Source organism: Paraglaciecola chathamensis S18K6, assembly GCA_000314955.1.
Taxonomy (GTDB): Bacteria; Pseudomonadota; Gammaproteobacteria; order Enterobacterales; family Alteromonadaceae; genus Paraglaciecola; species Paraglaciecola chathamensis.
The window spans coordinates 224,649-250,667 of record BAEM01000007.1; the positions used below are offsets into that span (position 1 = coordinate 224,649).

At 44.8% G+C, this 26,019-nt stretch carries 24 protein-coding genes and 1 pseudogene; 8 read left to right on the plus strand and 17 right to left on the minus strand.

The window, feature by feature from the left end; all coding sequences use genetic code 11:
- Positions 1-131: 131 nt before the first annotated feature.
- From GCHA_RS02755 to gpmI, 6 genes are all read right to left on the minus strand, one after another.
- Complete coding sequence (locus tag GCHA_RS02755) at positions 132-1,391, minus strand: serine hydrolase domain-containing protein (protein ID WP_007984788.1); 1,260 nt, start codon at positions 1,389-1,391, stop codon at positions 132-134.
- A 141-nt stretch (positions 1,392-1,532) separates the two neighbouring features.
- Positions 1,533-1,763 carry a ChaB family protein gene (locus GCHA_RS02760; RefSeq protein WP_007984790.1) on the minus strand — a complete coding sequence of 77 codons (231 nt, stop codon included), beginning with the start codon at positions 1,761-1,763 and terminating at the stop codon, positions 1,533-1,535.
- A gap of 233 nt (positions 1,764-1,996) precedes the next feature.
- Positions 1,997-2,941, minus strand: coding sequence for a DUF808 domain-containing protein (locus GCHA_RS02765; protein WP_007984792.1), 945 nt, complete (start codon positions 2,939-2,941; stop codon positions 1,997-1,999).
- A gap of 36 nt (positions 2,942-2,977) precedes the next feature.
- The gene (locus GCHA_RS02770; protein ID WP_007984793.1) at positions 2,978-3,799 is read right to left on the minus strand and encodes a divergent polysaccharide deacetylase family protein; all 822 of its coding nucleotides are present in this window, start codon (positions 3,797-3,799) and stop codon (positions 2,978-2,980) included.
- Positions 3,800-3,814: 15 nt separating this feature from the next.
- Positions 3,815-4,906, minus strand: coding sequence for a murein hydrolase activator EnvC family protein (locus GCHA_RS02775; RefSeq protein WP_039992007.1), 1,092 nt, complete (start codon positions 4,904-4,906; stop codon positions 3,815-3,817).
- A 62-nt stretch (positions 4,907-4,968) separates the two neighbouring features.
- Positions 4,969-6,504, minus strand: a complete 1,536-nt coding sequence (gpmI, locus tag GCHA_RS02780) for a 2,3-bisphosphoglycerate-independent phosphoglycerate mutase (protein ID WP_007984797.1) — start codon at positions 6,502-6,504, stop codon at positions 4,969-4,971.
- Positions 6,505-6,775: 271 nt separating this feature from the next.
- Between gpmI and GCHA_RS02785 the strand changes: the two genes are divergently transcribed.
- From GCHA_RS02785 to gpsA, 4 genes are read left to right on the plus strand one after another with little or no spacing between them, the layout of a single operon-like run.
- Positions 6,776-7,201, plus strand: coding sequence for a rhodanese-like domain-containing protein (locus GCHA_RS02785; protein WP_007984799.1), 426 nt, complete (start codon positions 6,776-6,778; stop codon positions 7,199-7,201).
- A 19-nt stretch (positions 7,202-7,220) separates the two neighbouring features.
- Complete coding sequence (gene grxC, locus GCHA_RS02790; protein ID WP_007984801.1) at positions 7,221-7,478, plus strand: glutaredoxin 3; 258 nt, start codon at positions 7,221-7,223, stop codon at positions 7,476-7,478.
- A 22-nt stretch (positions 7,479-7,500) separates the two neighbouring features.
- Positions 7,501-8,010: a protein-export chaperone SecB gene (gene secB / locus GCHA_RS02795; protein ID WP_007984804.1), complete on the plus strand. Its 510-nt coding sequence runs from the start codon at positions 7,501-7,503 to the stop codon at positions 8,008-8,010.
- Positions 8,011-8,021: 11 nt separating this feature from the next.
- The gene (gene gpsA / locus GCHA_RS02800; RefSeq protein ID WP_007984806.1) at positions 8,022-9,020 is read left to right on the plus strand and encodes an NAD(P)H-dependent glycerol-3-phosphate dehydrogenase; all 999 of its coding nucleotides are present in this window, start codon (positions 8,022-8,024) and stop codon (positions 9,018-9,020) included.
- Between the two features lie 149 nt (positions 9,021-9,169).
- On the opposite strand, the gene yiaA is transcribed toward gpsA, so the two are convergent.
- From yiaA to GCHA_RS02815, 3 genes and pseudogenes are all read right to left on the minus strand, one after another.
- Positions 9,170-9,592, minus strand: coding sequence for an inner membrane protein YiaA (gene yiaA / locus GCHA_RS02805; RefSeq protein WP_007984809.1), 423 nt, complete (start codon positions 9,590-9,592; stop codon positions 9,170-9,172).
- A gap of 468 nt (positions 9,593-10,060) precedes the next feature.
- Positions 10,061-10,917 (minus strand): annotated as a pseudogene (locus GCHA_RS02810) (DUF2145 domain-containing protein).
- Entirely contained in the window at positions 10,917-11,309 is a 393-nt protein-coding gene (locus GCHA_RS02815; RefSeq protein WP_007984814.1) for a hypothetical protein, read from the minus strand. Before GCHA_RS02815 ends, GCHA_RS02810 begins: the two are co-directional and overlap by 1 nt.
- 165 nt (positions 11,310-11,474) lie before the next feature.
- On the opposite strand from GCHA_RS02815, the gene GCHA_RS02820 reads away from it, so the two are divergent.
- Complete coding sequence (locus tag GCHA_RS02820) at positions 11,475-12,218, plus strand: helix-turn-helix domain-containing protein (protein WP_007984818.1); 744 nt, start codon at positions 11,475-11,477, stop codon at positions 12,216-12,218.
- 171 nt (positions 12,219-12,389) lie between these two features.
- On the opposite strand, the gene yaaA is transcribed toward GCHA_RS02820, so the two are convergent.
- Both yaaA and GCHA_RS02830 read right to left on the minus strand, forming a co-directional pair.
- Positions 12,390-13,163 carry a peroxide stress protein YaaA gene (yaaA, locus tag GCHA_RS02825; protein ID WP_007984821.1) on the minus strand — a complete coding sequence of 258 codons (774 nt, stop codon included), beginning with the start codon at positions 13,161-13,163 and terminating at the stop codon, positions 12,390-12,392.
- A 164-nt stretch (positions 13,164-13,327) separates the two neighbouring features.
- Positions 13,328-13,792 (minus strand): macro domain-containing protein, encoded by a 465-nt coding sequence (locus GCHA_RS02830; RefSeq protein ID WP_007984823.1) that lies wholly within the window; start codon positions 13,790-13,792, stop codon positions 13,328-13,330.
- 226 nt (positions 13,793-14,018) lie between these two features.
- Here GCHA_RS02830 and tal point away from each other — a divergent pair, with 226 nt between their 5' ends.
- Both tal and pgi read left to right on the plus strand, forming a co-directional pair.
- The gene (gene tal, locus GCHA_RS02835; RefSeq protein WP_007984826.1) at positions 14,019-14,972 is read left to right on the plus strand and encodes a transaldolase; all 954 of its coding nucleotides are present in this window, start codon (positions 14,019-14,021) and stop codon (positions 14,970-14,972) included.
- An 81-nt stretch (positions 14,973-15,053) separates the two neighbouring features.
- Positions 15,054-16,697, plus strand: a complete 1,644-nt coding sequence (gene pgi, locus GCHA_RS02840; RefSeq protein WP_007984828.1) for a glucose-6-phosphate isomerase — start codon at positions 15,054-15,056, stop codon at positions 16,695-16,697.
- Positions 16,698-16,799: 102 nt separating this feature from the next.
- Here the strand turns inward: pgi and GCHA_RS02845 are convergent, their stop codons facing one another.
- From GCHA_RS02845 to GCHA_RS02855, 3 genes are read right to left on the minus strand one after another with little or no spacing between them, the layout of a single operon-like run.
- On the minus strand, positions 16,800-17,897 hold the full coding sequence (locus GCHA_RS02845) for a DUF2955 domain-containing protein (RefSeq protein ID WP_007984830.1): 1,098 nt from the start codon (positions 17,895-17,897) through the stop codon (positions 16,800-16,802).
- Positions 17,898-17,907: 10 nt separating this feature from the next.
- Positions 17,908-18,972 (minus strand): HlyD family secretion protein, encoded by a 1,065-nt coding sequence (locus GCHA_RS02850; RefSeq protein WP_007984832.1) that lies wholly within the window; start codon positions 18,970-18,972, stop codon positions 17,908-17,910.
- A 2-nt stretch (positions 18,973-18,974) separates the two neighbouring features.
- On the minus strand, positions 18,975-19,457 hold the full coding sequence (locus tag GCHA_RS02855) for a MarR family winged helix-turn-helix transcriptional regulator (protein WP_007984834.1): 483 nt from the start codon (positions 19,455-19,457) through the stop codon (positions 18,975-18,977).
- Positions 19,458-19,780: 323 nt separating this feature from the next.
- Here GCHA_RS02855 and GCHA_RS02860 point away from each other — a divergent pair, with 323 nt between their 5' ends.
- Positions 19,781-21,994, plus strand: coding sequence for a TonB-dependent receptor (locus GCHA_RS02860; protein ID WP_039991987.1), 2,214 nt, complete (start codon positions 19,781-19,783; stop codon positions 21,992-21,994).
- Positions 21,995-22,067: 73 nt separating this feature from the next.
- Here the strand turns inward: GCHA_RS02860 and GCHA_RS02865 are convergent, their stop codons facing one another.
- The 3 genes from GCHA_RS02865 to GCHA_RS02875 are packed head-to-tail and all read right to left on the minus strand — an operon-like array spanning position 22,068 to position 26,015.
- Positions 22,068-23,198 (minus strand): MalY/PatB family protein, encoded by a 1,131-nt coding sequence (locus GCHA_RS02865; protein ID WP_007984839.1) that lies wholly within the window; start codon positions 23,196-23,198, stop codon positions 22,068-22,070.
- A gap of 17 nt (positions 23,199-23,215) precedes the next feature.
- The gene (locus GCHA_RS02870) at positions 23,216-23,605 is read right to left on the minus strand and encodes a response regulator (protein WP_007984841.1); all 390 of its coding nucleotides are present in this window, start codon (positions 23,603-23,605) and stop codon (positions 23,216-23,218) included.
- Positions 23,606-23,657: 52 nt separating this feature from the next.
- A complete protein-coding gene (locus tag GCHA_RS02875; protein ID WP_007984844.1) occupies positions 23,658-26,015 on the minus strand; it encodes a DNA polymerase II in 2,358 nt (785 codons plus the stop codon).
- Positions 26,016-26,019: the final 4 nt, after the last annotated feature.

Consider the following 26,019-nt stretch of genomic DNA (forward strand, 5'->3'; position numbering starts at 1 on the left):
AACAGCCTGACGATATTAAGTCGCTATAGGGTAAAAATGGGCTAGGTAACGGAAAAAATCACTCATAAACGCATATAAAAAAGCCACTGCTAAAAACAGTGGCTTGATATTTTGTCGCAGGCTTCGCCTTGTTAGTCTATCAAAGCTTGATACGCTATATTTTTGAAATCTTTATTGTACGAGAAATAACTAGATGGCATGACTTGGGTCATTGAGATCACGATCATCTGCTCTTTAGGATCAATTCGAAAGTAAGTAGATGCCGCACCCGCCCAACCATAATCTCCCGCAGATCCCATGGTATTCGCGCCTTGTTCATCAACCGTAACCGACATGGCTAAGCCATAGCCTTCTCCCGTAGAGGACGGCTCAAATGGGATTAGGCTAGTCGGCAAATGGTTGGTTCGCATGTATTCCACCGTTTTACGTCCCAGAATACGTTTTCCTTGGTACTCACCACCATTTAGCAACATTTGGGTAAAGGTATAATAGTCTTCTATGGTCGACACTAAGCCGCCGCCACCCGATTCAATTTCAGGTGCAGACAAGTAATCCCCTAGCGGTTCATTTTCCATAGGCACGGTCTGGCCCTGTTGATTTATCACATAGATTTGCGCTAAACGATTTTGTTTGTCTTCTGGCACATAAAAGCCGGTGTCGTCCATTTCTAATGGCTCAAAAATGTGTTGTTCAAAATACGCACCTAAGGTTTGCCCAGATAAACGCTCAACCAAGATACCAATAATGTCGGTTCCTATGCTGTAATTCCATTTGCTGCCGGGCTGATGATTAAGAGGCAGTTTCGCTACCTCTTTGAGCAAATCTTGACGTTTAATTTGACCTGAAAAAAGCGCAGACTGTTGATACAGTTTGTCCACTGGGCTTTGTGTAAAGCCATAGCTAAACCCCGCAGTATGGGTAAACAATTGCTTGATGGTCATGACCTTGCTTGTGTCTTCAAGGACCATGTTTTCACCGTCCATACCTGCGTAAACCTTTAGGTTTGCCAGTTCTGGTAAATATTTACTGACAGGGTCGTTCATCTGAAACTTGCCTTGTTCCCACAAGGTTAATGCGGCAACCGCCGTAATTGGCTTTGTCATTGAATAAATACGAAAGATGGTATCTTCTGACATCGGCGCTTTGGCTTCGCGATCACGATAGCCTACACCTTCAACGTGCACCACTTTACCTTTGCGAGCGACTAGCGTTAATGTACCCGCCAGTTTCTGCTCATCCACAAAGGCTTGCATAGCAGGCTCAATGCGCTCTAAGCGCGCTTTTGACATACCCACTTTTTTAGGGTTAGTGGTGCGTATGTCAGCTAGGGCGCTTTGGGCGAGTAAGGCACTCGCGGCGCAGGCTAACAGCAATTGGTTGGTTTTATTCATGATTGCCCCATGGTTTGTTTATTCAGCTAAACAGGGTATATCATACTAATGTGACAAATCATCAAATTTAACAATACCTTAACATCACGTTTGGATATAACGCGCTAAACACCAATTTAGAGCCCTCAGTGCTTGTTATCGCTAAGACGATTTGACCCACATATCATTGTCGTTTTTGTGGTATTTCTGCTTCACCGCTGACCATGCTACCTTGTGGGAAACCTCTTCTCGGCTTTGATTGCCGCGTCTGTCATCAGCGTCTTTATATTCGTCCCACGCATTGTTAAATGCCGCTAGATAAATACTTTGGGCCTCAGGTGGCAAGGCATTTTGTACACTTTCAGGTAAGTCTTTATGGTTGTCATATGGCATAGGATAGTCCTCCTTGCGGTGTTTAGACCTGTGAAAAGTCTATTCAAAACCATAGAGAAGCAAGAAAGATTCCTAAAATGATGTGCTATTTGACAAGCAGTCACAGCGCTCACCCGTAGCTGAGTCGAGTGATAATCTGTGGCAATCAGCTGCTTGGCTAAATGGGGATTTACTTCACTTCAGCCCCGAACTATGGGTAAAAAACACAACGAAGCTGCAATGTTTACACAGGCCTATTTGCCGCGAATAGCCTTGATTATTTTGCCTACAACCGACACAGCTAACAAGACTAAGCCACCGGCAATAATGCCAACGATACCTTCAGCCACCACAGGCAACACGGCCGCTACTACCCCGCCTTGTTCCGTAAGTGGGTGAATAATGCCTTCCACCACATGATGAATAGCAGGGATACTGTGTACAACAATGCCACCACCCACAAGAAACATAGCGGCTGTACCAATAATGGCTAGAGACTTCATCAGTAACGGCGCAATGATCAATAAGCTTCGTCCAATAAAACGCTGAATTGCGTTAAATGAACCAGACACGGATTTACGCAGCATGTATAAACCGGCGTCATCGAGTTTCACAATCCCTGCTACAAGTCCGTAAACCCCAATGGTTATGGCAATGGCAAGTGCCGATACCACGGCAATTTGGGTACTTAGAGGTTCAGCCTGAACCGTCCCTAATACAATCACGACGATTTCAGCAGATAAGATAAAGTCAGTTCGAATAGCACCTTTAATTTTGTTTTTTTCTAGGGCGACTAAATCCACTTTCGGATCTGCGATGGCATTGAGTTTTGCTTGGTGTTCGGCTTCACGCTCTTCTTTGCTGTGCAGCCACTTGTGGGCCACTTTTTCAAATCCTTCAAAACACAAATACAAGCCACCAATGACCAGCAGTACAATAATAAGCCAAGGAATAAACGCACTAATGAGTAATGCTGAGGGCACCAAAATCAGCTTATTTAGAAAAGAGCCTTTGGCCACGGCCCACACAACTGGCAGTTCCCGTTCTGCTTTCACGCCCGACACTTGCTCGGCATTTAGTGCCAAGTCATCTCCTAACACCCCTGCCGTTTTCTTGGCTGCTACTTTGGACAGTACTGCCACGTCATCCAAAATAGTGGCGATGTCATCAATTAATGCCAGTAAATTTGCAGCTGCCATGCTTAGCTCCTAAAGCGAGAAAATTTCAAAAGTGGGTTAACGTAAATTATTTACGCTACTGGCCAATATGTTGGGGTTAGCGTTGTTAAGCTGAGGCGCTAACATAGCACTGAGAGGGACTAGCTGTACATTTTCTTGTGCTAGGGTTGGTAGTCTTTTTTGCAAATATGCAATGGTTTGCTTATGAGGATGACCAATCGCTATTGAGCGCCCATATTTGCGCGCTTTTCTGACCAGCAAATTAAATTGCAGGGCTATTTTGTCTTCCGCTAAAACGTTATCCAGAAATACATGCCTGCGCAGTGCTGGTACGTTCTGTTGTTTGGCAATGGCTTCTGCTTGGGTTTGCGCGCTTGTTCGACTGTCAACAAAAATGAGTCCGTGGCGATGCAGATAATCCATGGTGGTACGCATGGGTGTTTCTAATTGGGTTAGGCGACTGCCCATATGGTTGTTCATACCCAGCGCATTAGGCACGCTAGCAAAAGCAGCATGTAGTGTTTGCACTATTGTTTTGTCATTCATGCTGGCCAGTAGCACATTGGCTTCTTGCTTGAGCCCCGCCATGGATTCCATTGGCATGTGCAGCAAATATTCTCTGCGTTGCTCATGAGCTAACAAGGCATATTTTTGACTAAAATGCTTGTGGGGTAAAATCGATATCGCAACGTTTACCGGTAGCGTTAAGGCTGCCGCATCTCGATGATGGTTATTCCCTACATCATCAATGATAATCGCGATTTGGGCACTAATTTGGCCACTAGTTTGGGCGCTAATTTGGGCACTAAAGGCTGGCATGGCAGGTATCAGAGTTAACAACGCCGCAATACACATAGCTCGGCTTGAAAAAATTGGCATGCTAAATACTATCCTTTAGTGCTTTATCCACTGCGTAGGGTTGACGGGATCGCCCTTGTAGCGAATTTCAAAATACAAATTAGGTGAAGATTGGCCGCCACTTTGACCTACCAGAGCAATAGGCTCACCCGCAGTAACCGTATCCCCTGCTTGATGCAATAACGCTTGATTATGACCATACAAACTCATGTAACCATTACCATGGTCAAGCACAATCACTAAACCAAAACCGCGCAACCAATTAGCATACAAGACTTTACCATGATGGATAGCGATAACATTACTACCTTCGTTACCTTCAACAATGACCCCCTTCCAGCGCACTTGTCCTTGCCGCTTGGTGCCAAATAACTTGCGCACTCGACCGTCGGCGGGTTTTAAAAGTTTGCCTTTTAATTTTGCCAAACCGTCAAAGCTTGTTGGTTTTTGGGCTGCAAGGCGCTCAGCTTCAGCAATTGCTTTGCGTAAATTCTGTTCGTTTGCTTGTAACTCTTCTATTTTAGCCGCGTCACTCTCTATTGCTGACTGCACTTTGCTTAATGTCTGTTTTCGACTGGCTTGTTCTTGGGTAAGCGTGGCTTGCTGTGCTTGTTGACGATCAAGTAGGTTTTGCAAACGATCTTGCTTTTCAATCAGGGTCAGATTGACCTGAGTAAGCTCGTCCCCTAATTGCCGAAATTCGTCAATTAGCTCACGTCTAGCTTTGTTCAAGTATTGATAATAGGTGATGGTACGTTCGAATTTTGCCGGGTTTTCTTGGTTGAGTAGCATTTTGGCGTAGTCATGATTGCCTGTCATAAATGCACTGCGTATTTGCTTGGCAAGTATATCTTGCTGCTGAGCAAGTTTTTGTTTGATTTCGCTCTGGCGCTTCTTCAACGCGCGTTGTTCTTGCTGATTAGCTTTAAGCTCTTTCTCTGTTGTATTGAGTGCAGTGGCTGCTTTGGCAATTTTTAATTCACTTTGCCTTAACTCTGCTTGCAGGCTTTTCGCTTTGGCGAGTTGCTTAGCCACCTGTTGTTGCTTTCGTTTTATCTGCTCTTGTAATGCTTGTAGCTCGTCTTTAGATTGCGCAAACGTTTGGCTTGGCAACAAACAGACAAACAAAAAGCACCATAAGCATGGTGCTTTTTTGTTTTTCAACCATAACAACAATGGCAGCAAAGGAGTTACTTAACCAAAGTAACGATAGGCTTGCCCGTCATCTCTTCGGGTTGCTCCATTCCCATTAAATGCAACATGGTAGGGGCAACATCGCTCAATGTGCCGCCTTCACGCGCTGTGGTTTTCTGGCCAACATGCCAAAACGGTACAAGCTCACTGGTATGTGCGGTGTGAGCTTGGCCGGTCGCTTCATCAGCCATCTTCTCAGCGTTACCATGGTCGGCTGTAATTAAACAATCACCGCCAATTTTTTCAATCGCCGCCACTACGCGACCAATACAAGTATCAACGGCTTCACAGGCTTTTACTGCGGCGTCAAAGTTACCTGTGTGGCCAACCATATCGCCGTTAGGGTAATTACAAATAATCGCATCAAACTTGCCTGACTCAATCGCTGCAACCAACTTATCTGTTAACTCGGTTGAGTTCATTTCTGGCTGCAAATCATAAGTGGCGACTTTAGGTGAAGGGATCAAAATGCGCTCTTCGCCTTCGTATAAGTCTTCTTTACCACCACTGTAGAAAAACGTTACGTGAGCAAATTTTTCTGTTTCAGAGATGCGCAATTGAGTTTTACCATGGTCGGCTAACCACTCGCCCATTACATTTACCAAGGCAACTGGGGGATAAGCCGCAGGTGCATCAATACTCTCGGCATATTGAGTTAGCATCACAAAGGCACTTAAATCGATATGCTCACCTTTGTCGAAGTCACTAAAATCTAACTCAACAAATGGGCGGCTTATTTCACGGGCGCGGTCAGCTCTGAAATTCATAAAGACTAAGGCATCACCCGCTTCAACCGGTGCAGCATCACCGATAACAGTAGGTTGCATAAATTCATCGTTTTCTTCGCGGCTGTAAGAGTTTTCTAAGCCTTCAACAGCGCTTTCGACATTGAATGCTCCCTCACCTTTGGCGATAACGTTATAGGCTTTTTCAACACGATCCCAACGGGAGTCACGGTCCATTGCGTAATAACGCCCTACTAATGTGGCGGTTTTACCCACGCCTAGCTCTGCAAATAGTTTGTCTGCGGCTTCAAGAGGGTCTTTAGCACTGCGCGGTGGCGTGTCTCGGCCATCTAAGAAAGCGTGTAAGTAGATTTTTTTTGCCCCGCGCTTAGCGGCTAATTTAATCATCGCGAAAAGATGTTCTTGATGGCTATGCACGCCACCTGGTGAAAGCAGTCCCATGATGTGAACGGCTTTATCTTGCTTTATGGCTTTGTCTACATTGTTAACCAGCACTTCGTTTTCGAAAAAGTCGCCGTCTTCAATAGCTTTTGTCACGCGAGTGAAATCTTGATATACCACACGCCCAGCACCTAAGTTCACGTGCCCCACTTCTGAGTTACCCATTTGCCCGCCAGGCAAACCAACATCCATACCGGACGCTGAAATAAGGGTGTTAGTGGTTTCTTTGGTCAAGCGGTCAAGCACGGGTGTATTTGCGCTGGCAATAGCATTATTGGTGGTGTCTTCTCTGTGACCCCATCCATCCATAATAATAAGGGCTAACGTTTTTTTGCCTTGGCTCATGTTTGTCTCCGCTAAAAAGATTGTAAAAAGTAAACTTGGGGGCAGATGGGTAGAATACAAAGTGAAAGTAAACACTTTACCATCGCAGACGTCATATTATCCTGTGTGCGGCGGCGCGTCACGGCCAATTACAGGAAAAACTCGCGCGATTACAAAACCTTATTTTATAAGTTATGGCTAGCCTGCGCTCTGCCTCTGGTTTTAGACAATAATTTCTATATACTTTGCACTCATTTTTTTACCTTGACTGCATCTATGAGGCGCAATAATTATGGAACAAGTGATTGAATTTGCGACAAATCACTACATTTTAGCGGGTTTATTCGTCGCTTTGTTAGTAGCTTTACTTTACTCCACAGTGGCCGGTTCATTTTCAAAACTAAAAGAGCTTAGCACCCATGAAGCAACACTTTTAATGAATAAAGAAGATGCCGTGGTGTTAGATATTCGTCCGGTTGCTGAATTTAAAAAAGGCCATATCTTAGGCGCGAAACAAATTAAAGCCGAACAGGTAACAAAGGGCGATTTTACTGGCCTTGAAAAACAAAAAGACAAACCCATTATTGTTGTGTGTGCAATGGGAATGACATGTAAACGTACCGCAAACCAAATGCTTAAGGAAGGTTTTGAGCAGGTATCCGTTCTTAAAGGTGGGATGAACGCCTGGCAAGGCGCAAGTCTTCCTATTAGCAAATAAACAAAGAGGTATATTTATCATGAATACAGTAGAAATTTACACCAAAGGACATTGTCCTTACTGCCACCGCGCCAAAGACCTATTGGAGCAAAAAGGCGTGACGTACACAGAGTTTAAAGTGGATGTTCAACCTGAACTTCGTCCAGAGATGATCACCCGCGCTAACGGTGGCTCAACCGTGCCACAAATATTCATCGGTGAGCAACACGTAGGTGGCTGTGATGACTTGTTCGCGTTAGAATCACAAAATAAATTAGATACATTACTTTCTGCATAAGCAGAAAATTTAAGGAAGCATAATGGCTGAAGAAAACCAAGCAACCCCAGCAGAAGCAGCACAAGCCGCTCAGGGACCTCAATTCTCAATTCAACGCATTTACACCAAAGACATTTCTTTTGAAACGCCAAATTCTCCGGCGATTTTTCAAAAAGAGTGGAAACCTGAAGTTCAATTGGATTTGGACACACGTAGCGCGTTGATTGAAGAAAATGTCTACGAGATCGTTTTGGCTGTAACCGTAACGGCAATGTTAGGTGAAGAAACAGCCTTTTTGTGTGAAGTACAGCAAGCGGGTATTTTCGCAATAGGCGAAATGCCTGAGCAAAACAAAGCGCACATGTTGGGGTCTTTCTGCCCAAATACGCTTTTCCCTTATGCTCGTGAAACGATTTCTAACTTAGTAAATCGTGGTACTTTCCCTCCACTTAACCTTGCGCCTGTTAACTTTGACGCTATTTTTGCAGCTTACATGCAAAAACGTGCGGCTCAACAAGCTCAAGAGCAAGCACCTACGCAGTTAGACGCGTAAGTACTTAGCCAATGAAACAAACAGTTTCAGTGTTAGGGGCGGGGTCGTATGGCACCGCCCTTGCTTTTTGTCTGGCCAGAAATGGCGTTGCCACCACCCTATGGGGGCGAGACCCAAAGCAAATGCAGCACATGGCTTCTGCCAGATGCAATGAAAAATACTTACCCGGCGCAACATTTCCTGAGCCACTAGCGATTGAAGCAGACCTACACAAAGCGGTCAGCCAGAATAATGATTTACTTATCGTAACCCCAAGTCACGGCTTTTCGGCTTTGCTACGCCAAATTAAACCCATGCTGACACCCGCGCATAGAATTATTTGGGCGACCAAAGGTCTTGATCCAGAGAATGGCAGACTATTGCAAGATGTCGCCCGTGAGATACTCGGTGACACTATACCTTTGGCGGTCGTTTCAGGCCCTACATTCGCCAAAGAAATGGTCGCTGGGCTGCCCACTGCCATTTCGGTATCGTCTACTGACGCCCAGTTAGCAACTGATTTTGCTAACATGCTGCATTGCTCGCGCTCGTTTAGAGTGTACAAAAACAATGATTTTGTCGGTGTGCAACTTGGCGGCGCAGTTAAAAATGTTATCGCAATTGGGGCTGGCTTAGCTGACGGCTTAGGCTTCGGTTCAAATGCCAGAACGGCATTGATTACTCGTGGTTTAGCAGAACTGAGTCGCTTAGGAAGCACACTAGGTGCACAACCTGAAACCTTCATGGGAATGGCTGGTTTGGGTGACTTGGTGCTGACTTGCACTGATAATCAATCGCGCAACCGCCGCTTTGGTTTGGCATTAGGTGCTGGCAAAAGCATTGATGATGCCATTGCAGAAATCGGCCAAGTGGTTGAAGGCTACCGTAACACCAAAGAAGTACACCAGCTCGCGGCACGGCACAATGTTGAAATGCCTATTTGCGAGCAAATTTACCAAGTGTTGTATGAGGGTAAACCGGCAAAAGAAGCTGCTTTGGCATTATTAGGCCGCGAACAAACCTCAGAATAACGCCCGAATATAAAGCAATTTCTGTGTTACTAACTCAGTGCTAGTAAGCGAGTTACAGGCACATAAACACCAAAAAAGCCGCGGGGTCGATTCGCTTCAACTGCAAATGACCCCGCGGCTTTTTATTATGCGCTGCTCGTTGTTATATATTATTCTGCCTGTGGTATTTCATCTTGTTGCGTGGCAAGAGCGTCTTTATCACGTACGTTCTTTTGAACGGTAACGGCTGCAAACAAACTTAAAACATATGCCATAGCATAAAAACCTTTTTCACTTAACGCTAGCTCAGCGTTGTATAAGCCTATCGCTAACAATGCGATAGCAAAGCCAGATGAGGCCCATGATAAGGTTTGGTACATGCTTGAGGTTTTGATGCCTTCGGCCTTATCGCGAATTGTTTTTTGTAACGAGACCATTGAGAACAAACCGTAGAGCATAATGATCAAGTAGTAGCCTTTTTCGTTTAGTGCCATCTGTGCATTGAACAAGCCGATACCATAAGCAACCGCTCCAATAAGTAACGCTGCTACCGACGCCAATGTATATGATTTTGTAGGTGCTTGAATTGTCATTTGTTTGTCCCTCTTTGATAATGGTTAATTAAACCCGCGTCTTGCTGGGGTTAAACTACTATGCTCCTTGGATTAGGTTAAATAAACCCTCTTGCTATTTGTTGAGTATAGATACACTAAAAGTCTATTATTTCGATACCTTATACCATTCCACTTTAATAAGTGATCACTCAGCGAGAGTTTAAAAGGGCTTAAACAAGGCGCATGACTGAATGAATAGTTGTTCTCTTTCGAAGTCATGCAAAGCAGTGTAAGCCCTTTTAAAACTCGCCTGAAAGGAATGCCCCAGCAGCTTTTGCTCTGCGTTCTCACTATTCGAAAGGGAACAACCATTACTTCATAGCGACGCCTTAATCAAAAACCGCTGGACGCATTCTGAGGGGGCACTTATTAATGCGGATTGGTATTAGTGCTTTTGTTTCATTGCTCTTAACTTCATTTGCCGGACAGTCTGCGCCCCGCTGTGATTTATATTGATGAATTCGCTGCACTCGTCACAAATTTCGAACCAGACAGGACTTCTACTACTTGTCCGTCACTGCCTAAAATAACGCTCTGACTGGCTAAGTCATATTTCGTTAAATATTGAGCGATTGAGGTAAAGGTTGTAGTAGCGACTTTACCCTCATGATCTTTGGTCGTGACGTCATCTTGCAACATTGAACCAAACAGCAGCTTAAAGCGGCTGGTGTACACACGCTGGGGGTAAAATACGCACGTGTATTGGCCTTCAATTTAGCCACATCCGTGGTTTGATAAATGGCTGCATTGAGCATGTCTAGGGTGTGCTCAGTGCAATTCTGCAACTGCCCGTTCATTGGGTTTGCAATCACCGAGTAATTTTCATTATGCAGCTGCGCATTTTTGCCTGTAGTAATGATGTCAATTAAACGCGTTTGCATATCAGGCGTGGGAATAATCACTCCCGCGCTTAGCTGATCAGCGCCCCAAAAAAAATCTACTGGGTAATCGGTGACCAACTGGCTTTTGTCTAACTCTCCGCTTTTTTGATACAGGTTATAAATCGCGTAGCCCTTGACCATTTCACCGTCATCTAGGGTGATATCTGAGTATAGAGCCACCGCCGTATGGGTGAAGCGTATCCCTTTGGGTAGATCTTTTTGCGGGCGGCCCACTCTAGCGATAATAAATGCTCGTGCGCCCTGCCCTGCGGCATACTTTTCAACGTTTTTAGCAAAACTGACGATTTGCTCTGGTTCATGTGTACTTGCTTGATTTGCTTGGCTGCCCGCTAACGCCGTGAAAGAAAAAGTTAATGTAAGGACTAACGCTATAAGCCATTGTTTAGAAGATATAGTCATCATTATTGACCTTGCGTGTTATTGTTTTGAATAATGATGACCTGATTTGGCGCAGGGTCTACGGTGACAGTTGCGTCACTAATAACTAATGGCGCAACCTGCGTATTTTTATGAGCATGGCTGTGGCTGCTATGACTACTTTTGATGCTATCAGCGGCTTCGACAATAACGCTGCCGGTGACTAAACTTACACCGCCGGTTACGATTAACGGTGCAGCCACAGCAACACTGGCCACTTTTGCCGTGGACGCTACTCCTTCAGTTAACGCTAACGCAGAATGCTTGCTCGCTTGAGCGCTATGCTGCACTGAGCCCGCAGCATTGGCCTGCGTAGCGCCAATAACAGTGGTACCAAGTATAAATGTCGCGGTAAGTAGCGTATTGATAAGTTTCATCGGTAATCCTTTTTCATTGTTATCAGTAGATATTATTTGTCGCCTGATGGCGCTGCCAAGAGACGAGACACAGATTAAGCGTGAGTATTACCTGTGTAAACAATGACCATTTATGTATACTCAGTTGCAACTAAAAGTATATTAAAACGCTACTTAAAGGGATTTATGAGTCAAATAAGTCAGATCAGCAGCACCTTGAAACAGTTACTGCGCCAACACCAAATCACCTACAAAGACATCGCTAACCAATTAGACATGAGCGAGGCCAACGTGAAGCGTATCTTCTCCACAAATAGCTTCGCATTAGATCGCTTAGAGCAAATTTGTGAAATTTTACAAATGAGCCTTTCCGACCTTTTCATTATCGCCCAGAAACAAACTCAGCAACTGACTCAGCTCACCGAAGAGCAAGAAAACGAATTGCTCGCCAACACTAAGTTGTTGCTTGTGGCTGTTTGTGTACGCGACGCCTGGACGTTCGATGAGATCATTGAGCACTACGATATTGATAGTCATGAATGTGTTCAGTTATTGGCAAAGCTTGATCGAATTAAAATTATCGATTTACTGCCCAACAACCACTACAAATCATTGATTGCGCAAGATTTTAGGTGGATTCCCGGCGGGCCTCTCGAGCGTTTCATGGAACGAGAAGTGATGGTTAAGTTTATGGCGCCAAAGAAGGAAGAACCATGGACCTTTCGCTTTTACTTGCGAGGGCGCTATTCACAAACCTCAGTGGATATTATTCAGCGCAAGCTTAATCAGTTAACGAAAGAGGCAGCGGTATTAAATCAAGAGGATGCAAATCTACCGTTAAGTAAACGCCAGCACTTCGGGATATTGATGGCTATGCGCCCCTGGGAGCCTTCTTTATTTGAAAACCTGCGTCGCAATGAGGTGCAATGAGGTGCATTGAGACAAGCGTCGTCGAGCAATTATCAGTGCGACAAGGCAGACTGCGGCTAATCCCCGCTTCAGCGCTTAAATTCAGGTATTACCTTTGAAGCAGTTTGCTGTTGCCAGCCAGCAGAAAGGAATGCAGCAAGAAGAAGCACTTCTTACTGCTGATGTTGCGCGTTACTGCTCGTCCCGCAAGAATACCAGCTTATTACCTGCGCTTTGTTCTTCACTAAAGCGATAACCCGCGGTGTCAAACTGTTTAAGCTGAGCCACTTCACTCACCTTGTGCTGAATAATATAGCGTGCCATCAAGCCACGGGCTTTTTTGGCGTAAAAGCTAATAATTTTATATTGGCCATTTTTAAAATCTTTAAATACCGGCTCAATAATCTCGCCTTCTAAGGCTTTAGGTTTGACCGCACTGAAATACTCAGTAGATGCCAAATTAACTAATACGTTGTCACCCTGTTCGGCCAATGCTTGATTAAGCTTTTCAGTAATAATATTGCCCCAGAACTGATATAAGTTGGTGCCGCGCTCAGTATCAAGCTTGGTGCCCATTTCCAAGCGGTATGCCTGCATTAAATCTAGCGGTTTTAATAAACCATATAGACCAGACAATATTCGCATATGTTTTTGTGCATATGAAAAGTCTTCTTCACTAAAACTGCCTGCGTCTAAGCCTCCATATACATCCCCGTTAAAAGCTAACACAGCCTGCTTAGCATTCTCATCGGTAAAAGGTGTGTGCCACGCTGCGAAACGATCAGCGTTTAAGCCCGCTAACTTATCGCTTATTTTCATTAATGAACCAATTTGTGCGGGGCTTAACTTGCGGCTGCGATCAATTAGCTGCTGACTGTGCTCTAATAGCTCAGGTTGCGTTGAAGCGGGAGCAATGTCTTGCTTTTCAAAATCGAGATTTTTAGCTGGTGATACAACAAGTAACATGAAAATTCCTTACACTTATTCAGATGGGCTTATGATACCAACAGCTACGCTGGGAACAAACGATTAAAATAGATGAGTTTAATTGTAAAATTCTATCATTAGCGTGGTTTCTCTTACAGCCTTGAAGTACTGTTAACGCCTAATTTATTGCGAGAGAGTTGGTATTAGTGCAATTGCACACTCTGCAATGCGCTTACCAAATATTGATATTCTTGTTCATCGCGAGCGCACAGAATAATTTTACGCAGATTGTTATACCTAATTGATGCTTCACTGACACAACGAATTGCCAACCCACAATGTTCAATCGAGGCAGACGTTACCTCGTTGCAATTCTCTGGTCCTAAAACATTCAACGCAATACTGCGGATATCAGCGCCATCAGCGAATTCAAACGCCTGTCGATATGCCTGAGCGATAAGCGTGTCTTTGCTTACGTGCGATTGAGCATTCAAAGGAACGTCTAATTGCAACGCATTCTGTGCTTGCCACGCAGCATCTGGCGAGCGAGAAATGTTAGCCAAGGTAATTTCGGTAAGCTTACTCACCGACGAATATTGGCAGCGTACTAAAGCATCCACAGCGAGTTGATTTATGTCTTCTTGTAATAGGGTTATTTTTGCTGTCATTGTCGGTGTTTTGCTCGCGTCTACAGGCTAAGGGTTATATTCTATGCTACCTGTTTGTTTTCAGCTGATCTTGGTTATTATTCGCATACTGTCATAAAGATTTAATTCGTTTTCAGTATTGATAGTGGCGTGATCACGCCCCACTATAAACCTAGGAAATTTGAGAACATATACATTTGTTGATTAAAATGTTGTAACTTTACAACATAATGAATTCGAGGTTAGCATGTCCAATCAATTACAAGCACTACGCGATATCACCACAGTTGTTGCCGATACAGGCGACATCGAAGCGATTAAAAAGTATCAACCTGTTGATGCAACAACGAATCCTTCTTTGTTACTTAAAGCTGCTGAGATGGAGCAATATCGCTCACATCTTGAAAATGCTGTTGCTTGGGCCAAAGAGCAATCAGATGACGCTGATCAGCAAATCATTGACGCTGGCGATAAACTCGCTGTAACCATAGGAACCGATATTGTGAATATCGTTCCGGGTCGTATCTCTACTGAAGTAGATGCACGTTTGTCATTCGATACCCAAGGCAGCATTGAAAAAGCTCATAAGCTTATTGCCCTATATAAAGAAGCTGGTATAGATAAAAGCCGCATCTTGATTAAGCTTGCTTCAACGTGGGAAGGCATTAAAGCTGCTGAACACCTTGAGAAAGAAGGTATCAACTGTAACCTAACCTTATTGTTCAGCTTTGCCCAAGCCCAAGCATGTGCTGAAGCTGGCGCTTACCTAATTTCACCTTTTGTTGGTCGTATTCTTGACTGGTACAAAGCGAAAACAGGTAAGTCTGAGTACGCAGCGAATGAAGATCCAGGTGTGCTATCAGTGACCAAGATCTACAACTATTACAAAGAGCACGGCTACAAAACGGTAGTTATGGGTGCAAGCTTCCGTAATATTGGTGAAATCACCGAGCTTGCAGGTTGTGACCGCTTAACTATCAGCCCTGGCTTGCTAGAAGAATTGTCAAATACCGACGCCCCGCTTGACGTTAAATTGAAAGACACTGGCGCTACATCGGCACCAGGCAAGCCGCTAGATGAAGCCGCATTCCGCTGGGAACTGAACCAAGATCCGATGGCAACCGAGAAGTTGTCAGAAGGTATTCGTAACTTTGCCGCAGACCAAGTGAAGCTTGAAACCTTGCTTAAAAGCTATCTGTAATAAAAGCACAATTAAAAGAGCGTCTGTTTAGGCGCTTTTTTTTACTGTATAAAATTGAAAACAATGACTAAGGAGTCTTGCATGACTGCGCTGACTGACACCCCTACTTGGCAAACGCTTGCCTCATTAGCTGACGATGTTAAACAGCAACACATGCGCGACTGGTTCGCTAGCGATACCTCTCGTGCGAGCAAATACCAGCAAACGGCCTGCGGGATAGAGTTAGATTATTCTAAAAACCTAATCACTGACGACGTGCTAAAAGCGTTATTTACCTTGGCAGATGAAAGCCAAGTAACACAAAAGCGTGCCGCCATGTTTAAAGGCGATATCATTAATCACACAGAACAGCGCGCCGTATTGCACACCGCCTTGCGTAACTTTTCCGGTGAGCCTGTATATGTGAATGGTCAAGACGTGATGCCCGAGGTACTCGCTTGCCAAGATAAAATGAAAGATTTTGTTGCCAGCATTCACAGCGGTGAACGCAAAGGTTACACAGGTAAGGCACTAAAACAAATCGTAAGCATAGGTATTGGAGGTTCGTTCTTAGGCCCTAAGATCATGTCTGAAGCCCTTAAGCCCTATTGGTTTGACGGTGTTAAAGTGCATTTTGTAGCCAACGTTGATGGTTGCCATATCCATGATGTGCTTAGCAACCTAGATCACGAAGAAACCTTAGTGGTGATGTCGTCTAAATCATTCAGCACCCAAGAAACGTTGCAAAATACCCTAACCGCAAAAGAGTGGTTTTTAAAAGCCGGCGGTACACAACAAGACATCGCCAAGCACTTTATCGCTGTGTCTTCTAATATCAAGGCCGCCACTGATTTTGGTATGGCCGAAGATAACATTTTCCCTATGTGGGATTGGGTTGGCGGGCGTTACTCGCTTTGGTCAGCTATCGGTTTGCCAATTGCGTTAACCCTAGGTTACGACAATTACCGCCAGCTACTCGAAGGCGCCTTTGAAATGGATCAACATTTCCAAACCGCACCACCCGAGCAGAACCTACCCATACTAACTGCCCTGTTAGGTGTGTGGTATATCAATTTCTTTGGTGCCCAAAGTCATGTGCTTCTGCCTTACTACCATTATTTACGTGGCTTCCCTGCGTATGTTCAGCAACTGGATATGGAAAGTAACGGCAAGAATATCAGCGGAGACACCACCCAAGTCGACTATGCTACAGGCCCAATTATTTGGGGTAGTGAAGGCACAAATGGTCAGCATTCATTCCACCAGCTTATTCACCAAGGGACCTTGTTAATCCCTGCTGACTTTATGCTACCTCTTAATGTACCAAATCAAGATGACACTCATCATGCCATGCTCGCGTCGAACTGTTTCGGTCAAACCCAAGCCTTGATGCAAGGGAAAACCTTTGATGAATGTTATGCTGACCTTGAAGGGAAAGGGCTAGATGAAGCCGAACGCGCTAAGTTAGCAACGCACAAAACCATGCCCGGTAACAAGCCAAGCAATACCTTGTTGTTTGAGAAAATGGATCCAAAAACCTTGGGTTCTCTTGTGGCTATGTATGAACATAAAGTATTCGTGCAAGGCGCAATTTGGGGCGTTAACTCATTCGATCAATGGGGTGTAGAGTTAGGCAAAGAGCTAGGAAATCAAGTGTTAGATAAAATCGTTAACACGGATGCGCCTCTCGCTTTTGACGGCTCAACCAACGCGTTGATTGCACGCTTTAGACAAGCTAACAGTTAATTAGCCCGTGCTAATAAACGAAAAGAGACCTTCGGGTCTCTTTTTTATTGGTATTCTTTAATACCAATTACATTAAATAATTGCTAAGTGGTTAGTTATTTATTATTTATTATTTACTGGAGTGGGAATAATAAAGCGCGTATTGGCAAACTTATTCAGTAATCTGTGCATACCGTACACAGCCATAAGCGTTAAAACCACAGATACAGTAACCGATGTAAAACGATAGAGAGCGTTGTATACCAAGTCTTGTTGCGGCGTTAAATACTGACCAAACAAGATCCCCATTGTAGTCATTGCACCAAAACCAGCACCTGAACCGCCCCCTTCTAACATATGGTAACGAGCAAACAACATTACACTTATCCACAACGCGATACTCACAAACCATAAGATCCCGCTGTGATCGAGTAATATAAACTGCCAAGCCAAACCAATATTACACCCGATCAGTGTGCCAATGGCACGATTGAGCGCTGAACGCCCAGCCCCGTACCAATTTAACGGAAATAATATCAGCACCGACGAGACTTGAGCTGACAATGAGTCTTGTAAATCCAACACCTGAAACACGATAAATGACAAGGTCGCGACTGTGGTCGCCAATATCACTTCATGGCGGCGATTACTATCGGGTTTGGTTATCACCGGAGGTTTGGCGCGCGCCTCAACATCGGGGAAAATGAAATGCATTAACATCGCAAGCAAGATGGTGAGCAAGCTTGCAGCCACATTTGACATCACAAGATCGCTGACCGACGCACTGCTGTAACTTGCAAAGTGCAACTGCATCGACAAGCCCACCATGCCCACAGCACCGAACAAAAAATTAGCGCCCTTCGACATACACGAAAACATAAAGGCGAAGATCATGATAACCGCGATCGTCATAGGAATAGGTTGATCGCCAAACATACCTTGCACCACGAATACAAACGCCGTAACCAGCGCAGCGTTAGCCAGAAATTGACGAATAATATGACTGTTTAAAACCGGCACTAAGCCCAACAAAAGCATCGGATATACCGTAAAGAACGTACCGTAGTTCCAGCCCATGACTTTACTGATGGTAAAGCCAAGTGCCGCGCCAAAAGCAACGCGCAAGCATTGACGCACTTCATTCGCCGTCAACCCTCTATGGGCAGGCTTACTCACACTGCCTTTGCGTATAAACGGCAACTTTAATTGTGGTTTTAACATCAGCTACAACCTAATAGACGTAGTGAATAATGCTGATCACATGGGCCTGCACAGAGCCCAACCAACTGGCTATACCACCTACAGGATGAAGCTGAACGGTTGCTCTTGCTCCTGAGGGTAAGGTTTCAAGTAATTGCTGATTGTCAGTTAATACAATATGCGTTCGCATATATTGAGCATCACGCACCCAGCGGTCAGAATTTTCTGGGTTCGCCAGTGACCCATCAGCATTGAGTTGACCGTCTTTCACACCAGCATCAATCGCCACGACTTTGCCATTAAACACTTCCCCCGGACGGGCATCAAATACGATAGAAGCGGTGTCATTTACTTGCACATGACTTAACGACTTTTCTCTAAAATCCGCCACAATATCGCCCTTTTCAACCACCACAGCCGCCACAGCTGAACCCGCTTGTGCATAGTTACCCGGCTGAAGCTGTAAGTTAGTAACCTGGCCTTTTACTTGCGAGCGTACGTCTGTGTAATCCAGCTGCAGTTGCGCGTCTTGCAACGCGTTTTGGGCTTGGCGAAGAAGCAAATTATTTGCACCATCTTTACCACGTTGGGCTTGATACTTAACGACATCCGCTTGGGCCGCTTCTACTTGTGCTTGCGCAGCTCGATAATTCGCCTTGGTTTGGTCGTACAACTGCCGCGAGACCGTGTTTGATTTAATCAAGCTTTCTACTCGCTCAACTTCTAATTTCAACTCATCTACATCTGCTTTTGACGCCAGTACTTGCGCTTTCGCGGCCGCGATCGACGCATCTAATTGCAGGTTCGTTTGAGATGCACTTTCAACGGCTAACTTGGCCTTATCGACCGCTATTTCGTAAGGGCGCTTATCTAGGCTAAAAAGCACCTGCTCAGCCTCAACGTTCTGATTGTTTTTTACATACACTGTCTGTACTTGTCCGCTGACCTTAGACGAAATATTCACCACAGGATGCAACACTCGAGACTGAGTACTCACCGGCATCCACAAGTCTGCGACCAAAAAGTATGCAAACGATAAAGCAAACACAGCAAGGGCAATATGTACCCAGCGTTTAAACACTTGATCAGGTGCCATGATTAAAGTCCTCCCTCAGTTGGCTTGTCCAGCAAGGCACAAGCGTTGCTTTCGATTTTTTTCAATACGTTAAACATGCCATCAAGTTCTTCGTCGGTGATTCCTTGCGTTAACTCAGTACGCACAGTACCGACAAACGTTTCCAGCGTTTGTAATTGCTGGTTGCCTGCTGGGGTGAACCATAAACACTTGCAGCGCTTGTCACTGGGATGCTCACGTCGCTCCACCAAATTAAGTTCAACCAGCTGATTCACCGTGCGATTTAGCGAAGGTAATTCAATTCCAAGCTCACTTGCTAGTGTATGTTGTGATACACCCTCGCCTAGGGTTCTTAATTTCATCATTACTGACCAACGAGCTTCGGTCATGCCCATCGGTTTAACAGACTGCGAAATAGCGCTTCGCCATAAACGAAACACACGCCCTAACAACCAGCCCATAGCGGGGTTGTTTAGCTTTCTGGGTTGACTATTTTTACCAGCCATTTCGACCTCACATTACTTATATCTTTATCGAAAGATATGAATTTACTTAGCATGCTAACAATTATAAGGGCATTAATTTACTTAGCAAGCTAACTAATAATTTGAAACATTTATAAGAGAGTGTTTTACATAAAGCTTATACCTTGGAGAGTCGCGTTTGAGCGAGTTCAGAACCGGCCCATAAAACCGTATTCATATGGCCTTAACTGCGCCAGTGAGTTTGTATTACATAAAAGTTTAATAATTAATTGACTAAAAATACTTTTTTTGGTGTTATATTATAACATTACCTATAAACATTAATAAAAGCAGTAAGGTCACACATGACAATGTTCAAACTATCCGCGCTATGCAGTGCGCTTATTAGCACCGGCATTTATGCCGTAGAAAAACCAATTCAAAAAGATGAACAGAGTATTGAGACCTTAGTCATTACTGCCAATCCTATCGGCCGGTCTGTTTTAGAGTCTGCCACTCCAGTGACCATTTTAGGCGGTGAAGCACTCGATAACTCCCAAGCGGCCACCTTAGGTGAAACGCTTAAAGGCGTACCAGGTGTAAACAGCACATATTTTGGTCCTGTTGCTAGTAGTCCTATTATCCGCGGCTTAGACGGACCTCGGGTTAAAATTCTACAAAATGGCCTAGACACCTCAGATGCCTCACGTGTTGGCCCTGATCATGTCACCACCGTAGAAGCATCAACCGCAACGCAAATTGAAGTGCTTCGCGGCCCTGCAACCCTATTGTACGGCAGCGGTGCTATTGGTGGCGTGGTTAACGTGGTAGATAACCGCCTTCCTCGGGAACGCCAAGACGACATAAACGGCGAAGTGGCCACTTCGTACGACAGTGTTTCAAATGAGAAAATGCTGTCAGGTGATATCAACGGTGGCACTGGCAACTTTGCCTTTCATGCAGATGGCTTTACCCGTGATAGCGACGACTATGAGATCCCTGATGAAGCGAGTGATGCAGATTCAGATAGCGTGGGTAAATTAGAAAACTCCGCCATTGATGCCAGTGGTGGAACCGTCGGCATTGGCTGGATTGGCGATGATGTAAATGTAGCCTTTTCCTATGCGCGCTTAGATAACGAATATGGTATCCCCGGTCATGAACATGCGCACGAGGATGAAGACCATGACGAAGAAGAGCATGATGAAGAAGATCACGACGCTGAACACGAAGAAGAAAGCGTATTTGCGCGTTTAAAACAAAATCGTTACCAATCTCGCATTGATTGGCAAAACATCGATGGACCATTCACCCAAATCCATTGGCTTAATGCGTACACAGATTATGAGCACAGTGAAATCGAAGACGGCGCTATCGGTACCACCTTTAGCAATGAAGCCAAAGAGTCACGCTTGTGGGCCAAGCATGCTCCTCTTAGTGGCTGGGAAGGCGTGGTGGGTGTGCACTTCACGTCGTCTGATTTCTCTGCGCTTGGTGAAGAAGCATTCACCCCCAGCACCGAGACTAGGTCAACCGCACTTTTTGTGCTTGAAGAAAAACAAACTGGCGTTTTTTTATGGCAACTAGGGGCGCGTTTTGAGTATACAAAACATCAACCTGACAACAGCTTTTTCAGCGAAGATGAGCACGACGATGACGATGCTGATGAAGAGCACGAAGAAATTCATTTCGCTGACGAGTCTTTTAACGCCAGCAGTTTCTCTGCAGGCGTGGTTTACACCTTAAATGAGAAAAGCTCCTTAGCCTTCAATTATGCTCGTTCTGAACGCGCTCCATCTGCTTCTGAGATTTTCTCAAATGGGTTACATATCAGTACTGGAACCTTTGAAGTAGGCGCTGGGTTTGATATTGAATTGGACGACGATGGTTACGAATTAGTGCAGTCGAGTCGCAGCGTTGAAAACGAAGTGTCAAATAACCTTGATTTAAGCTATCGCTACCAAGGCGACACCATAACCGCTGATGTCAGTATTTTCTATAACGACATTGCTAATTACTTATATGAGCAGGACACCGGCCTTGATAGTGAACAACTGCATGGCCACGAGGAAGAAGAATTAGAAGACGAGCACGATCATGAAGAAGAGGTAACACCTGTGTTTATCTTCCGTCAGCAAGATGCCGTTTTATATGGTTTCGAAGCCCAGCTTGACTGGCATTTAAGTGATAATTTACGCGTCGAAAGCTTTGCCGATTACACTCGTGCAAAATTAGACGAAGCGGCCAGTGAAGACGGTAACCGTAATGTGCCACGTATTCCAGCCATGCGTTTGGGTATGCAATTTCATTGGGAAACAGATGACTGGCATGCCGAGCTAGGCGCTACGCATTATGCTAAGCAAGATAAATTTGCTTCGTATGAAACGCAAACAGATGGATATACCTTGGTTTCTGCGGCGATGAATTACTACACCACTGTGGCTGATTCAGATGTCACTGTGTTTTTGAAAGGAAACAACCTGACAGATCGCGTTGCCCGCGTACATTCCTCGTTCTTAAAAGATGTCGCACCATTGCCAGGACGCTCATTCGTATTAGGTGCAAGAGTTAACTTTTAATTGTTTTGCTACGCATTAAAAAGGCGCTAAACCGAAACGGTTTAGCGCCTTTTTTGATTAAACCAGCAATTCACTAACTCTTAAGACACTTAATCGCTTGCTCTAGTTGTGAGCGTGGGCAACCAAAGTTAATTCGCACAAACTGTTTGTCACCAAAATCGATACCCGGCGAAGGACCGACCCCTTTCTCTTCAAAATAGGTTTGCGGGTTTTCTACGCCTAAGCCACTCGCGTCAATCCATGCGAGAAATGTCGCTTGTGGTGCAATCACTTTTAACCCGTCAATTTGGTTAATTTGCTCGACTAAATAGTCGCGATTAGCACGTAAATAGTCTAATTGCTCAGCCAACCAATCATCACATTGAGTAAAAGCCGCCTCGGTTGCTGCTAGGCCCATAACATTTACCCAAGGCACCAAACCTTGGCCTGCTTGATTAAAGCGCTGACGTACTTTGGCATCAGGAATGATCGCAAAAGAGGTACCCAAACCAGCCACATTAAAGGTTTTACTGGCGGCCATCAGGGTCACTGAATTATTCTGCGCACTGCTAAGCTTACCCGCTGGAATATGCTTTGCGTCTTTATCGAGAATCAGATCACAGTGAATTTCATCAGAACATAACATCACGTTATTGGCTGCGCATATGTCAGCGATACGCGTTAACTGCGCCTCATCTAACACACTGCCCACTGGGTTCATCGGGTTACATAAAATAAACAATGTGCATTTTGGATCTTTGGCGTGCTGTTCTAGCACATCGAAATCAAGCATCCACTTGCCATCTACTTCTACTGTCGGTACATCAGCACGGGCTAAGCCGTTTAATTTTGGTGCCGCCAACATAGGAGGATAATTTGGCGTTTGTACAATCACTTTATCCCCAGGTTGGCAAAAGGCTTGGCAGGCCATGTTAAACCCTGGTACCACGCCAGGTGTCCATACCAACCATTCAGGCTTTATCTGCCAGTCATACTGTTTTGCCATCCAATCAACCACCGCTTGAATAGCGCCAGTGGCGTGACTAGGCAGGGTATAGCCCAATAAACCATGTTCAGCTCTGTCTTTTAGCGCATCTAGTATCGGTTGCGCACAGCGAAACTCAGTATCGGCTATCCACATTGGCAGGATTTCGCGGCCTTTATAGCGTTCCCATTTGTAGGCATTCGAAGGGGTTCTATCAATAATTTTGTCAAACTGAATCATTAAAAAAGTCTCTAGGTTTACGTTTGGCTAATTTTCTCAAGAAGCACGGAAAGTTTTTGGGTTAAATCGTCAGCACTAAACGGCTTGGCGACAAAATCTGTCACGCCAAGGCGCTTAGCACTAATGACTAATTCTTTGGTCGGATTAGCAGTAATCATAAAGAAAGGGCAATCTTTGGCTTTGATACGCAACGTTTCCAATATTTGCAATCCGCTAACACTGGGCATTTGCCAATCACAAATCACCAAATTTATACGCTGGGCATCTTCACTTAATAAAAATTTGTTCGCTTTAATACTGCTCGAAAAAGCCAATATTTCACCGCTCACTAGCTCTTCTACAATATGCTCCAACAACGTCAATGTAATATCATCATCGTCTACTATCATTACATTTACATCGTGCAAAATTCTCTCCTTAAAACCACAGTGCTTATCTATAGCAGTGCGCAATATCTTACTAAAATAAACCCAACTGAGCACTGGTTATGTCAGTGAATGACACCCCGATGAAGGGCAGAATACTTTCTGCGATGGGTTTTATTTGTTTTTCAATATAATGTTCATAATCTAACGAGCAGCTTTGATATTCAATAGGTTGTGCACCATTTAAGGTTATAACATAAGCAATTTGCCCTTTGTGCTGATAACGCAAGGGTTTACCGAGCTGTTCATTTTGCTCATCAGCCAAACGAGCAGCCTTTACATGAGGCGGAATATTTTTAACATATTGCGCTAACGGACGCCTGATACGTTTACGATACACCAGATGCTCATCCAGCTCACCAGTGCGTATTTGTGCAACAAACTGCTGAATGTAGGCGCTGACTTCTTGCCCAGTAAAGACCTTCTGGTATAAGGCTAACTGAAACGTTTTCGCCATAGGTGTCCAGTCAGAGCGTACCGACTCTAACCCTTTAAACACTAATTCGTCTTCCTCACCTTGGCGTCGTTTTAAACCAGCGTAGCGCTTTTTACTTCCTAGTTCTGAACCTCGGATTGTTGGCATTAGAAAACGATTAAACTGAGTTTCAAATTCAATCTCTAAAAAGTTCTCAACTTGGTGCTGTTCGGCGATTTGTTCATGCCAGCGCTGGTTGATCGATTGTTGCAATTGCAGCCCCACCTCAAAACCCTGCTGGGCTTGCATTTCGTCCCCTAACCACACAAAAATAGAATCAGTGTCGCCGTAAATGACTTTGTAACCCATGCTTTCGACCCAGGTGGCTGTAGTTTGCATAATTTCATGGCCACGCAGGGTGATTGAACTGGCCAAGCGCGTATCATAAAAAGGACAACCACCGGAACCAAGTACCCCATAAAATGAATTCATCAGTATTTTGATAGCCTGCGAGCGAGCCGCATCTTTATCGCGTTTAGCCGTGTCTCTTTGCTGCCACAACGAGGTAATTATGTCAGGCAAAAAATGCTGCTCACGGCTAAACACAGCACCTTTGAAGCCTTGAATGCCGTCGTTTGGTGCACGTAGCCCCTCGACCAACCCCAGTGGGTCAATTTTAAATGTGCGAATAATTGAGGGGTAAAGACTCTTAAAATCAAGTACCAAAACGTTGCGATATAACCCGGGAGCTGAGGTCATCACGTATCCACCAGGGCTTGCTAGACCACCATCAACGGGCCGATTAGGGGAAATATACCCAGCTCTGTGCAGTTTAGGTAAATAAAGGTTAACAAACGCCGCCACTGACCCACCGACTCTGTTTAACTCAAGCCCAGTCAATTGACTGCGTAAGGTTAGAAAGTCCAACATTTTGGTGTGCTCAAATATCTCCAGCACAAGCTGGCAATCTTGTAGGTTGTATTGCGCCAGTTTCACCTTGTTATGCACAAAGTCGTGTTTAATTTTCGCTAGGCGGTCATCCACATCATCGCTAAGTTTGCCTTTGCCTAAAAGCGCTTGGGCGACAAACTCTAAACTGAAACTAGCGAACTGATAAGTCGCTGTTTTTAGAGCATCGATACCGTCGATTACTACACGCCCGGGCATGCTAATGTAACCTTGATTGACTTCGTTTGGCGCATCTCGCCAATATACCGCTTCACCGCCACGGCCTAAGGTAAGCTTTAGGTTATACAGTTGAGCGCTCTCAATCAGCAGGCGAAAATCGAAATTAACCACGTTCCAGCCAATAATAATATCGGGATCTTGGGTTTGTATTGCAGCGATAAAGCACTGCAGCAATGCTTTCTCATCGGCCACCCATTGAATAAAATCGGGGCCCTGTTGGTTATCGCCAATCATAAACACAGCTTGGTATGTGCTGCTAGCGAACCCAATAGAGTACAGCTCGCCCTTTTCACTGCATTCAATATCAATAGAAAGTACCGAAAATGACGGTGTATATTGGCCGGGTTTGAGCTGACTTTGTGTGTAATTAGGGTATTTAGCAGTGCTTTGCCTAGTCCCTCGAAAATCGACACTGGCGTAGATAAAACGCTCCATAAGATAGCGATCAGCTAAACGTATATCTGCTTCGTAACAGGTAATGCCATGGACCCGTAAGCGCTCTTTAGCTGCATAAACCTGCTTCGCACGCGAGAAATACAGCGCACTCACCGGTTGCTGATCAAAACGCTTTAACGCCAGTGCGTTAATTTGACAGGAAATTTGGCTGGTAGCTAGGATGTCTTTTGCCTGTGCCGCATCCTGCTGGCTAATAAAAAATACACCTTGTTGTGGCGTGGTTGTTACCTTGATGGGCCCGTCGGCACTAGACAACCAAAATTCTAGGCACGTTTGGCCTGATATTTCACGCAGATCTGAGGTAAGAATGAATCCTCGATTTGAATTTCCCATAGTG

What these genes read in the sequence shown, in the direction of transcription:
- GCHA_RS02830 (WP_007984823.1), bottom strand. Translation starts at nt 13,792, where the DNA reads ATGACAGCAAAAATAACCCTATTACAAGAAGACATAAATCAACTCGCT.
- GCHA_RS02850 (WP_007984832.1), bottom strand. Translation starts at nt 18,972, where the DNA reads ATGGCACCTGATCAAGTGTTTAAACGCTGGGTACATATTGCCCTTGCT.
- GCHA_RS02845 (WP_007984830.1), bottom strand. Translation starts at nt 17,897, where the DNA reads ATGTTAAAACCACAATTAAAGTTGCCGTTTATACGCAAAGGCAGTGTG.
- gpsA (WP_007984806.1), top strand. Translation starts at nt 8,022, where the DNA reads ATGAAACAAACAGTTTCAGTGTTAGGGGCGGGGTCGTATGGCACCGCC.
- yaaA (WP_007984821.1), bottom strand. Translation starts at nt 13,163, where the DNA reads ATGTTACTTGTTGTATCACCAGCTAAAAATCTCGATTTTGAAAAGCAA.
- secB (WP_007984804.1), top strand. Translation starts at nt 7,501, where the DNA reads ATGGCTGAAGAAAACCAAGCAACCCCAGCAGAAGCAGCACAAGCCGCT.
- GCHA_RS02760 (WP_007984790.1), bottom strand. Translation starts at nt 1,763, where the DNA reads ATGCCATATGACAACCATAAAGACTTACCTGAAAGTGTACAAAATGCC.
- grxC (WP_007984801.1), top strand. Translation starts at nt 7,221, where the DNA reads ATGAATACAGTAGAAATTTACACCAAAGGACATTGTCCTTACTGCCAC.
- GCHA_RS02865 (WP_007984839.1), bottom strand. Translation starts at nt 23,198, where the DNA reads ATGATTCAGTTTGACAAAATTATTGATAGAACCCCTTCGAATGCCTAC.
- tal (WP_007984826.1), top strand. Translation starts at nt 14,019, where the DNA reads ATGTCCAATCAATTACAAGCACTACGCGATATCACCACAGTTGTTGCC.
- yiaA (WP_007984809.1), bottom strand. Translation starts at nt 9,592, where the DNA reads ATGACAATTCAAGCACCTACAAAATCATATACATTGGCGTCGGTAGCA.
- GCHA_RS02875 (WP_007984844.1), bottom strand. Translation starts at nt 26,015, where the DNA reads ATGGGAAATTCAAATCGAGGATTCATTCTTACCTCAGATCTGCGTGAA.
- GCHA_RS02815 (WP_007984814.1), bottom strand. Translation starts at nt 11,309, where the DNA reads ATGAAACTTATCAATACGCTACTTACCGCGACATTTATACTTGGTACC.
- gpmI (WP_007984797.1), bottom strand. Translation starts at nt 6,504, where the DNA reads ATGAGCCAAGGCAAAAAAACGTTAGCCCTTATTATTATGGATGGATGG.
- pgi (WP_007984828.1), top strand. Translation starts at nt 15,054, where the DNA reads ATGACTGCGCTGACTGACACCCCTACTTGGCAAACGCTTGCCTCATTA.
- GCHA_RS02755 (WP_007984788.1), bottom strand. Translation starts at nt 1,391, where the DNA reads ATGAATAAAACCAACCAATTGCTGTTAGCCTGCGCCGCGAGTGCCTTA.
- GCHA_RS02785 (WP_007984799.1), top strand. Translation starts at nt 6,776, where the DNA reads ATGGAACAAGTGATTGAATTTGCGACAAATCACTACATTTTAGCGGGT.
- GCHA_RS02855 (WP_007984834.1), bottom strand. Translation starts at nt 19,457, where the DNA reads ATGGCTGGTAAAAATAGTCAACCCAGAAAGCTAAACAACCCCGCTATG.
- GCHA_RS02820 (WP_007984818.1), top strand. Translation starts at nt 11,475, where the DNA reads ATGAGTCAAATAAGTCAGATCAGCAGCACCTTGAAACAGTTACTGCGC.
- GCHA_RS02770 (WP_007984793.1), bottom strand. Translation starts at nt 3,799, where the DNA reads ATGCCAATTTTTTCAAGCCGAGCTATGTGTATTGCGGCGTTGTTAACT.
- GCHA_RS02765 (WP_007984792.1), bottom strand. Translation starts at nt 2,941, where the DNA reads ATGGCAGCTGCAAATTTACTGGCATTAATTGATGACATCGCCACTATT.
- GCHA_RS02860 (WP_039991987.1), top strand. Translation starts at nt 19,781, where the DNA reads ATGACAATGTTCAAACTATCCGCGCTATGCAGTGCGCTTATTAGCACC.